The sequence below is a fragment of the Vibrio pelagius genome (assembly GCF_024347575.1).
GTDB classification, from domain to species: Bacteria; Pseudomonadota; Gammaproteobacteria; order Enterobacterales; family Vibrionaceae; genus Vibrio; species Vibrio pelagius.
On record NZ_AP025503.1, the window covers coordinates 1,659,702 to 1,671,833 of the forward strand.

The 12,132-nt window shown below is 51.6% G+C and carries 1 protein-coding gene (cut by a window edge); it reads right to left on the bottom strand.

Going from position 1 to position 12,132, the window contains the following annotated elements; all coding sequences use genetic code 11:
• Positions 1-12,132, bottom strand: partial view of an Ig-like domain-containing protein gene (locus tag vsple_RS07210; protein WP_261881561.1) — the 3' portion only. It continues 15,264 nt past the right edge of the window; only the last 12,132 of its 27,396 coding nucleotides appear in the window; its start codon lies beyond the right edge, outside the window; its stop codon occupies positions 1-3.

A 12,132-nucleotide genomic window follows, 5' to 3' on the forward strand; every position in this document is an offset into this window, starting at 1 on the left:
TTAGCTATCGGTGTATTTCAAACCATCTTGGTTAAATAGATAATCCGTTAACTCTGAAGAAGTGACGTTGTTGAACTCAATTGTCATAGACTCACCACCCTTTTCAATAGTAAGAGTAGAACCGCCACTATTGTTATCAGTGATCGAATCTTCAATATTGTTAAGCAGAGCATTAATATCATCTGCCTCAAGGTCAGCCAACAGTTCAGATAGATCAAGTTTGTCTCCATCTGCCACACTGAAATCAGTAATGGTGTCGGAAGATCCATCGTCCATGTCTACCCACTTAAAGATATCCTCTCCTTCACCACCAGTTAATATATCGTCACCTAACCCGCCTATCAATAGATCATCACCCTCTCCACCATCAAGAAGATCATTACCATTATCCGCAACTAACACATCATCGCCATCAAAACCATAGAGTTCACTATCGTAATTTTGGACTACTGCTATCGCACCACCGTTGTTATCTGACTGATAAGTACCAGAAATAACGGACCCATCACTCAAAGTTACGTCAAAAGATGCACCTATAAAACTGCTGCCTTGATCTCCGCCAAAGTTGTCAGTATCGAATGTAAACCAAAACTCGTCACCGCTTTTGAAATCACCATCAACAAAATTAGCAATTAGTACTGAAGAATCCGAGTTCATTGAACTCCAAATATTATCAGTTTGTTCTATTCCTTTTGAATATGTTTGGCTCATTGGGTTGGAGCTGTCGCTTATATCCCAATACGCATTATTATCGATACTACTCAAATCAATACTAATTTGCATTACTGACAAACCGGCAGCCACACTAGAAAATACAAATCCGTATTGATTAGGGTTATTGTAAGTATTACCTGAACGAACGGTAGCCGTAATTGTTGCCAACTCAACCACTTTATCAGTTGGCTTACCTATAATAATATCGTCAGCTTGCGTTCCCGATAAAACAGAACTATCTACAAAGTTTACTTCAACATTAGCGCTATCTGAAACACCATTTCCATCAATAACATAATTAAATTCATCGCCACTTTCAGCGTTTTCTAAAATAACAGCACTCCCATTAAGAACAACTGTAGCATCAGAACTCTCGACATTAGCAACAATGGTATCCGACGTTATCGCGTCTGAGTGAGTAAGATAATCAGTATCAATAGACAATGGAGAGTCGCTACTAAAGTTAGTAATAATATTATTCACGTTTGCATCGATAGTCGCGTAATAGTCTATATTAAGCGTTAATTTCAAAGAGTCTTGGTCTCCATCACCATCTTCAACTTGTACTTGAATAACTTCACTCTCATTTAATACATTTCGGTCAACAACAATATTGTAATAATATTCACCAGAATCGAAGTTTATCCTAAACTCCCCACCTAGCACGGTTGAAACCGTAATTTCAGGTGAATTAACATCATATTCATAAGTTATATCATCGATGATGACCGATGTTATTGATACCCCGTCAGCTCCTTCTAAAATACCGCCTTCAGCGTCAAACAACTTAACGTCACCGCTAATACTATTGTTATCAAAATACTCTAAAACCGTATTAGTCAAATCATCAGCATCATCAACCACAACGGCATAATTGCTATCATCATCAGCAGGGTCAGGAGAATATGCAATTGGTGAAAGTTCATCTAAAGGTGCATTACCAATACCTATCGCAAAAGAAATATCATAGTTTGCTGAGTCTAAATAACTATTCCAATCGTCTTGGAGGTCCTGGTCAACTTCCGAGCCAAAATTAGGAGCTCCATCTGAAATGAAGTACACAAAACTCTGATCAGAAATTGGTAGGTCACCACTATCCATTACCTTCTCTAGCGCATCGCTATAAAGCGTACCACCTCGAGCTTGCAAAGATTCTAGGTACGTAATCACGTCAGCAACATCGTCTGATAACCAGCCAGAATTGACTATATTACTGCCTGAAAAAGTAATTATTTGAACATTTGCATCGCCGGTATCGTCAACCTCACTAACGAGAGCCGTCAAGGCTTCAATAGCCGTCTCTAAATAGCTTTTCCCATTACCTGCTGAATAGGCCATACTACCAGACAAATCGAGAACAAAAGTCAAATTGGTTGTTATAGGGTCTGATGTCGTCGTTAAGTTGCGTTCAACGTCACTGACAATTGGCACATCATCAACGATATTAATATCAAGTTGTGCACTGTCCGTAACACCAACACTATTTGTTATCTCGTAATTAAAACTATCTACAACATCATCACCGATTGATGTGTTAGTTAATTCATATTCAAAGTCCCCTGAACGGAAGCCATTAGAATCATCAGTATATACAGTCAACGTACCGTAAGATGTATTAACGACAACGATTCCATTTACTGGTGCCTGGCCATTAACTGCGCTAATTAACGTGGAACTACTAACGCCACTATCATTGTCAAGGATATTGCCGGTCACAATACTTGCGCCACTATTAGCATCAGTACCCGATTCAAGACCAGATTCATAGACCTCTTCGCTATTATCTTTAGCTACTGGTAATGAGTCTTGTGTAACAGTCAATTGAGCAGAAGACTCACTACCATCAGCATCGGTCAACTCGTATTGGAACGTATCTTGATTAGCGGTACCTACGCGGTATTGAACCTCAACACTCTCTACCATAAAGTTATTGGTAGAACCAGTATAAAGCACCACAGTTTCAAAACCACTATCAGACACAATAGTTAAATCGTTACTACTTATAGTACCACTATCAATTAGAGAGCCTTGTTTATCGTATGCTTCCCAGAAAACTTCTTCACTATCAGTAACACCATTTAAAGTAAAGTTAGCGACAGAAACCTCACCGCTAAACTTAGTAACCAATGCTTCATCGTAACGTATTTGACTGCCATTTCCCTCTGAATTGTCATAGTAGATACCGACCTTACTGCTGATCTCGACTACACTGGCAGAGTTACTGTTTAGGTTCGTAACATCAATTTCTTGATAATCGCTATAAGCATACAGCTCGATACCATTATTATTAAGCATATCGTTTGTTGTAAACGACTCTACTTGACCTTCCGCTTGAGTTGATTGGTAGCTATAGCTACCGTCTTGATTAAACGTAGCAATAGCAGTACCTGTATTAATGATGATCTCACCGTTACTGTTCCATTCATGGTATCTCTGGCCATCGAAAGTAATACTGGTTACTTTAGTAATATCACTACCTATGTCATCCTTACCTGAACCATCGTTTTCGCCAGAGATCAAGTTACCGAAACCTAAACCGCCAAAACCAACACTATCAAAGTCGTCAACTGCAGTCGGTCCACTATCCGTGATCGCAATTTCGATCTCAGTCCAATTGGAGTTTCCTTTGCCATCAGTAACTAAATAATAAATGGAATCAGTTATTGCAACGCCTTGAGCATGATCCTGGCCTTGAGGAGCTTGATAACTAAATGAGCCATTATCATTTACAGTTACCGTACCACCTAAACGCGTTGAGAATACTGAATCTGGAGAGGACATATCAACCTGATTTGTACCAGAAGAGTCACTTGCTAGCGAGAGAACAACCAAATTCGTATCATCGCTATCAACGTCGTTAACTAACAACTGATCAGACGTAAAGGTAACGGTACTACCTTCTTTGAGAGTTGCAGTATCTGGATTTCCGTTAGGTACGTCATTGCTACCAATAATATTAATAGTTGCTGTAGCAGTATCTGTTGCGCCATGTTCATCTGTAATTGTATATGTGAAACTCTCAGTAGCTAGCTCTCCAGCCTGTAAGTAATCATAAACGTCGTTAGTGTCATAATCGTAAGTCCCATCTGCATAAATGGTTAGTAATGCGCCACTTGGAAGAGTAACGACTGAACCACTAGTAATCGCCTGGCCGTTGACTGCTGTCAATGAAAAAGTATCATTTTGGTCATCAATATCGTTTGCAAGAAGCCCTACATTAGCGTCTGTAACAGATACGCCGTCGTCTTCATCGGCAATGATGGCATCATCACCTAGCTCTAGCCCGGTAAAGGTAATTGAAGATAATACATAATCAGAAGAATCCCCAAACCGTACTCCATTTGAACCCGCTTCAAAGACTAACGTATCAAATACAATATCACCGGTGTCGATGCTAAAGTCGCCCGTAGAAGCACCAGAATCGGTTTTGAATACCCCTGAAGCTACAAGCTCTCCATTATAAAATGCAGACCATGCACCTTGTTCTCCTTCATTTTCGCTACCAAAAAGTCGTGAAACACTAAAATCGACACTATTAGCTAACTCACTAAATTCAAATTTAATTTTTTCAGACCTGTCGAATTCGGGAGCATACTCAATCTGATCAGCGACTTGTCCTCTATCTCTAATAGAACCTGCAACACCAATTCCAAAGCCAGTTAATTCAGCTATAGTGCCTAATACTTCATTACCATTGGAGTCATAGGTAATAGCTTCAATCGAGAATAGAGGTTGACCATCACTACCAGTGGGGATCGTAATACCGTCAGTAAAATCGGCAGAAGCAGTGTATTCCTGACGTAACGAGCCGTCATCTTTAGCCTCAACAGAGTTATAAGTTGGTGTATCGCTGTCAACCGCCGTCGCATTGTCGCTATCGGTCGCCGTTAGGCTCACCGCTGGCAGTGTCTCGCCTGCATTCACCGCGTCAACACCCGCTTGCGTCAGTACCACATCGGTGCCGCTGATCGCGTAGTAACCATCGGTGTTTGTGCCCGGCGTGAAGGCCACACTTGGTGTGCCGTCTTCTTCATCCGACGCCGTGAACGTCGCCACCACGGTATCTACCGCCGCGTCGTTTTCATTGAACGCTGCCTCTGCCACCACATCGATGGTTGGGCCGTCATTTTGAGCGTTATAAGTTGGTGTATCGCTGTCAACCGCCGTCGCATTGTCGCTATCGGTCGCCGTTAGGCTCACCGCTGGCAGTGTCTCGCCTGCATTCACCGCGTCAACACCCGCTTGCGTCAGTACCACATCGGTGCCGCTGATCGCGTAGTAACCATCGGTGTTTGTGCCCGGCGTGAAGGCCACACTTGGTGTGCCGTCTTCTTCATCCGACGCCGTGAACGTCGCCACCACGGTATCTACCGCCGCGTCGTTTTCATTGAACGCTGCCTCTGCCACCACATCGATGGTTGGGCCGTCATTTTGAGCGTTATAAGTTGGTGTATCGCTGTCAACCGCCGTCGCATTGTCGCTATCGGTCGCCGTTAGGCTCACCGCTGGCAGTGTCTCGCCTGCATTCACCGCGTCAACACCCGCTTGCGTCAGTACCACATCGGTGCCGCTGATCGCGTAGTAACCATCGGTGTTTGTGCCCGGCGTGAAGGCCACACTTGGTGTGCCGTCTTCTTCATCCGACGCCGTGAACGTCGCCACCACGGTATCTACCGCCGCGTCGTTTTCATTGAACGCTGCCTCTGCCACCACATCGATGGTTGGGCCGTCATTTTGAGCGTTATAAGTTGGTGTATCGCTGTCAACCGCCGTCGCATTGTCGCTATCGGTCGCCGTTAGGCTCACCGCTGGCAGTGTCTCGCCTGCATTCACCGCGTCAACACCCGCTTGCGTCAGTACCACATCGGTGCCGCTGATCGCGTAGTAACCATCGGTGTTTGTGCCCGGCGTGAAGGCCACACTTGGTGTGCCGTCTTCTTCATCCGACGCCGTGAACGTCGCCACCACGGTATCTACCGCCGCGTCGTTTTCATTGAACGCTGCCTCTGCCACCACATCGATGGTTGGGCCGTCATTTTGAGCGTTATAAGTTGGTGTATCGCTGTCAACCGCCGTCGCATTGTCGCTATCGGTCGCCGTTAGGCTCACCGCTGGCAGTGTCTCGCCTGCATTCACCGCGTCAACACCCGCTTGCGTCAGTACCACATCGGTGCCGCTGATCGCGTAGTAACCATCGGTGTTTGTGCCCGGCGTGAAGGCCACACTTGGTGTGCCGTCTTCTTCATCCGACGCCGTGAACGTCGCCACCACGGTATCTACCGCCGCGTCGTTTTCATTGAACGCTGCCTCTGCCACCACATCGATGGTTGGGCCGTCATTTTGAGCGTTATAAGTTGGTGTATCGCTGTCAACCGCCGTCGCATTGTCGCTATCGGTCGCCGTTAGGCTCACCGCTGGCAGTGTCTCGCCTGCATTCACCGCGTCAACACCCGCTTGCGTCAGTACCACATCGGTGCCGCTGATCGCGTAGTAACCATCGGTGTTTGTGCCCGGCGTGAAGGCCACACTTGGTGTGCCGTCTTCTTCATCCGACGCCGTGAACGTCGCCACCACGGTATCTACCGCCGCGTCGTTTTCATTGAACGCTGCCTCTGCCACCACATCGATGGTTGGGCCGTCATTTTGAGCGTTATAAGTTGGTGTATCGCTGTCAACCGCCGTCGCATTGTCGCTATCGGTCGCCGTTAGGCTCACCGCTGGCAGTGTCTCGCCTGCATTCACCGCGTCAACACCCGCTTGCGTCAGTACCACATCGGTGCCGCTGATCGCGTAGTAACCATCGGTGTTTGTGCCCGGCGTGAAGGCCACACTTGGTGTGCCGTCTTCTTCATCCGACGCCGTGAACGTCGCCACCACGGTATCTACCGCCGCGTCGTTTTCATTGAACGCTGCCTCTGCCACCACATCGATGGTTGGGCCGTCATTTTGAGCGTTATAAGTTGGTGTATCGCTGTCAACCGCCGTCGCATTGTCGCTATCGGTCGCCGTTAGGCTCACCGCTGGCAGTGTCTCGCCTGCATTCACCGCGTCAACACCCGCTTGCGTCAGTACCACATCGGTGCCGCTGATCGCGTAGTAACCATCGGTGTTTGTGCCCGGCGTGAAGGCCACACTTGGTGTGCCGTCTTCTTCATCCGACGCCGTGAACGTCGCCACCACGGTATCTACCGCCGCGTCGTTTTCATTGAACGCTGCCTCTGCCACCACATCGATGGTTGGGCCGTCATTTTGAGCGTTATAAGTTGGTGTATCGCTGTCAACCGCCGTCGCATTGTCGCTATCGGTCGCCGTTAGGCTCACCGCTGGCAGTGTCTCGCCTGCATTCACCGCGTCAACACCCGCTTGCGTCAGTACCACATCGGTGCCGCTGATCGCGTAGTAACCATCGGTGTTTGTGCCCGGCGTGAAGGCCACACTTGGTGTGCCGTCTTCTTCATCCGACGCCGTGAACGTCGCCACCACGGTATCTACCGCCGCGTCGTTTTCATTGAACGCTGCCTCTGCCACCACATCGATGGTTGGGCCGTCATTTTGAGCGTTATAAGTTGGTGTATCGCTGTCAACCGCCGTCGCATTGTCGCTATCGGTCGCCGTTAGGCTCACCGCTGGCAGTGTCTCGCCTGCATTCACCGCGTCAACACCCGCTTGCGTCAGTACCACATCGGTGCCGCTGATCGCGTAGTAACCATCGGTGTTTGTGCCCGGCGTGAAGGCCACACTTGGTGTGCCGTCTTCTTCATCCGACGCCGTGAACGTCGCCACCACGGTATCTACCGCCGCGTCGTTTTCATTGAACGCTGCCTCTGCCACCACATCGATGGTTGGGCCGTCATTTTGAGCGTTATAAGTTGGTGTATCGCTGTCAACCGCCGTCGCATTGTCGCTATCGGTCGCCGTTAGGCTCACCGCTGGCAGTGTCTCGCCTGCATTCACCGCGTCAACACCCGCTTGCGTCAGTACCACATCGGTGCCGCTGATCGCGTAGTAACCATCGGTGTTTGTGCCCGGCGTGAAGGCCACACTTGGTGTGCCGTCTTCTTCATCCGACGCCGTGAACGTCGCCACCACGGTATCTACCGCCGCGTCGTTTTCATTGAACGCTGCCTCTGCCACCACATCGATGGTTGGGCCGTCATTTTGAGCGTTATAAGTTGGTGTATCGCTGTCAACCGCCGTCGCATTGTCGCTATCGGTCGCCGTTAGGCTCACCGCTGGCAGTGTCTCGCCTGCATTCACCGCGTCAACACCCGCTTGCGTCAGTACCACATCGGTGCCGCTGATCGCGTAGTAACCATCGGTGTTTGTGCCCGGCGTGAAGGCCACACTTGGTGTGCCGTCTTCTTCATCCGACGCCGTGAACGTCGCCACCACGGTATCTACCGCCGCGTCGTTTTCATTGAACGCTGCCTCTGCCACCACATCGATGGTTGGGCCGTCATTTTGAGCGTTATAAGTTGGTGTATCGCTGTCAACCGCCGTCGCATTGTCGCTATCGGTCGCCGTTAGGCTCACCGCTGGCAGTGTCTCGCCTGCATTCACCGCGTCAACACCCGCTTGCGTCAGTACCACATCGGTGCCGCTGATCGCGTAGTAACCATCGGTGTTTGTGCCCGGCGTGAAGGCCACACTTGGTGTGCCGTCTTCTTCATCCGACGCCGTGAACGTCGCCACCACGGTATCTACCGCCGCGTCGTTTTCATTGAACGCTGCCTCTGCCACCACATCGATGGTTGGGCCGTCATTTTGAGCGTTATAAGTTGGTGTATCGCTGTCAACCGCCGTCGCATTGTCGCTATCGGTCGCCGTTAGGCTCACCGCTGGCAGTGTCTCGCCTGCATTCACCGCGTCAACACCCGCTTGCGTCAGTACCACATCGGTGCCGCTGATCGCGTAGTAACCATCGGTGTTTGTGCCCGGCGTGAAGGCCACACTTGGTGTGCCGTCTTCTTCATCCGACGCCGTGAACGTCGCCACCACGGTATCTACCGCCGCGTCGTTTTCATTGAACGCTGCCTCTGCCACCACATCGATGGTTGGGCCGTCATTTTGAGCGTTATAAGTTGGTGTATCGCTGTCAACCGCCGTCGCATTGTCGCTATCGGTCGCCGTTAGGCTCACCGCTGGCAGTGTCTCGCCTGCATTCACCGCGTCAACACCCGCTTGCGTCAGTACCACATCGGTGCCGCTGATCGCGTAGTAACCATCGGTGTTTGTGCCCGGCGTGAAGGCCACACTTGGTGTGCCGTCTTCTTCATCCGACGCCGTGAACGTCGCCACCACGGTATCTACCGCCGCGTCGTTTTCATTGAACGCTGCCTCTGCCACCACATCGATGGTTGGGCCGTCATTTTGAGCGTTATAAGTTGGTGTATCGCTGTCAACCGCCGTCGCATTGTCGCTATCGGTCGCCGTTAGGCTCACCGCTGGCAGTGTCTCGCCTGCATTCACCGCGTCAACACCCGCTTGCGTCAGTACCACATCGGTGCCGCTGATCGCGTAGTAACCATCGGTGTTTGTGCCCGGCGTGAAGGCCACACTTGGTGTGCCGTCTTCTTCATCCGACGCCGTGAACGTCGCCACCACGGTATCTACCGCCGCGTCGTTTTCATTGAACGCTGCCTCTGCCACCACATCGATGGTTGGGCCGTCATTTTGAGCGTTATAAGTTGGTGTATCGCTGTCAACCGCCGTCGCATTGTCGCTATCGGTCGCCGTTAGGCTCACCGCTGGCAGTGTCTCGCCTGCATTCACCGCGTCAACACCCGCTTGCGTCAGTACCACATCGGTGCCGCTGATCGCGTAGTAACCATCGGTGTTTGTGCCCGGCGTGAAGGCCACACTTGGTGTGCCGTCTTCTTCATCCGACGCCGTGAACGTCGCCACCACGGTATCTACCGCCGCGTCGTTTTCATTGAACGCTGCCTCTGCCACCACATCGATGGTTGGGCCGTCATTTTGAGCGTTATAAGTTGGTGTATCGCTGTCAACCGCCGTCGCATTGTCGCTATCGGTCGCCGTTAGGCTCACCGCTGGCAGTGTCTCGCCTGCATTCACCGCGTCAACACCCGCTTGCGTCAGTACCACATCGGTGCCGCTGATCGCGTAGTAACCATCGGTGTTTGTGCCCGGCGTGAAGGCCACACTTGGTGTGCCGTCTTCTTCATCCGACGCCGTGAACGTCGCCACCACGGTATCTACCGCCGCGTCGTTTTCATTGAACGCTGCCTCTGCCACCACATCGATGGTTGGGCCGTCATTTTGAGCGTTATAAGTTGGTGTATCGCTGTCAACCGCCGTCGCATTGTCGCTATCGGTCGCCGTTAGGCTCACCGCTGGCAGTGTCTCGCCTGCATTCACCGCGTCAACACCCGCTTGCGTCAGTACCACATCGGTGCCGCTGATCGCGTAGTAACCATCGGTGTTTGTGCCCGGCGTGAAGGCCACACTTGGTGTGCCGTCTTCTTCATCCGACGCCGTGAACGTCGCCACCACGGTATCTACCGCCGCGTCGTTTTCATTGAACGCTGCCTCTGCCACCACATCGATGGTTGGGCCGTCATTTTGAGCGTTATAAGTTGGTGTATCGCTGTCAACCGCCGTCGCATTGTCGCTATCGGTCGCCGTTAGGCTCACCGCTGGCAGTGTCTCGCCTGCATTCACCGCGTCAACACCCGCTTGCGTCAGTACCACATCGGTGCCGCTGATCGCGTAGTAACCATCGGTGTTTGTGCCCGGCGTGAAGGCCACACTTGGTGTGCCGTCTTCTTCATCCGACGCCGTGAACGTCGCCACCACGGTATCTACCGCCGCGTCGTTTTCATTGAACGCTGCCTCTGCCACCACATCGATGGTTGGGCCGTCATTTTGAGCGTTATAAGTTGGTGTATCGCTGTCAACCGCCGTCGCATTGTCGCTATCGGTCGCCGTTAGGCTCACCGCTGGCAGTGTCTCGCCTGCATTCACCGCGTCAACACCCGCTTGCGTCAGTACCACATCGGTGCCGCTGATCGCGTAGTAACCATCGGTGTTTGTGCCCGGCGTGAAGGCCACACTTGGTGTGCCGTCTTCTTCATCCGACGCCGTGAACGTCGCCACCACGGTATCTACCGCCGCGTCGTTTTCATTGAACGCTGCCTCTGCCACCACATCGATGGTTGGGCCGTCATTTTGAGCGTTATAAGTTGGTGTATCGCTGTCAACCGCCGTCGCATTGTCGCTATCGGTCGCCGTTAGGCTCACCGCTGGCAGTGTCTCGCCTGCATTCACCGCGTCAACACCCGCTTGCGTCAGTACCACATCGGTGCCGCTGATCGCGTAGTAACCATCGGTGTTTGTGCCCGGCGTGAAGGCCACACTTGGTGTGCCGTCTTCTTCATCCGACGCCGTGAACGTCGCCACCACGGTATCTACCGCCGCGTCGTTTTCATTGAACGCTGCCTCTGCCACCACATCGATGGTTGGGCCGTCATTTTGAGCGTTATAAGTTGGTGTATCGCTGTCAACCGCCGTCGCATTGTCGCTATCGGTCGCCGTTAGGCTCACCGCTGGCAGTGTCTCGCCTGCATTCACCGCGTCAACACCCGCTTGCGTCAGTACCACATCGGTGCCGCTGATCGCGTAGTAACCATCGGTGTTTGTGCCCGGCGTGAAGGCCACACTTGGTGTGCCGTCTTCTTCATCCGACGCCGTGAACGTCGCCACCACGGTATCTACCGCCGCGTCGTTTTCATTGAACGCTGCCTCTGCCACCACATCGATGGTTGGGCCGTCATTTTGAGCGTTATAAGTTGGTGTATCGCTGTCAACCGCCGTCGCATTGTCGCTATCGGTCGCCGTTAGGCTCACCGCTGGCAGTGTCTCGCCTGCATTCACCGCGTCAACACCCGCTTGCGTCAGTACCACATCGGTGCCGCTGATCGCGTAGTAACCATCGGTGTTTGTGCCCGGCGTGAAGGCCACACTTGGTGTGCCGTCTTCTTCATCCGACGCCGTGAACGTCGCCACCACGGTATCTACCGCCGCGTCGTTTTCATTGAACGCTGCCTCTGCCACCACATCGATGGTTGGGCCGTCATTTTGAGCGTTATAAGTTGGTGTATCGCTGTCAACCGCCGTCGCATTGTCGCTATCGGTCGCCGTTAGGCTCACCGCTGGCAGTGTCTCGCCTGCATTCACCGCGTCAACACCCGCTTGCGTCAGTACCACATCGGTGCCGCTGATCGCGTAGTAACCATCGGTGTTTGTGCCCGGCGTGAAGGCCACACTTGGTGTGCCGTCTTCTTCATCCGACGCCGTGAACGTCGCCACCACGGTATCTACCGCCGCGTCGTTTTCATTGAACGCTGCCTCTGCCACCACATCGATGGTTGGGCCGTCATTTTGAGCGTTATAAGTTGG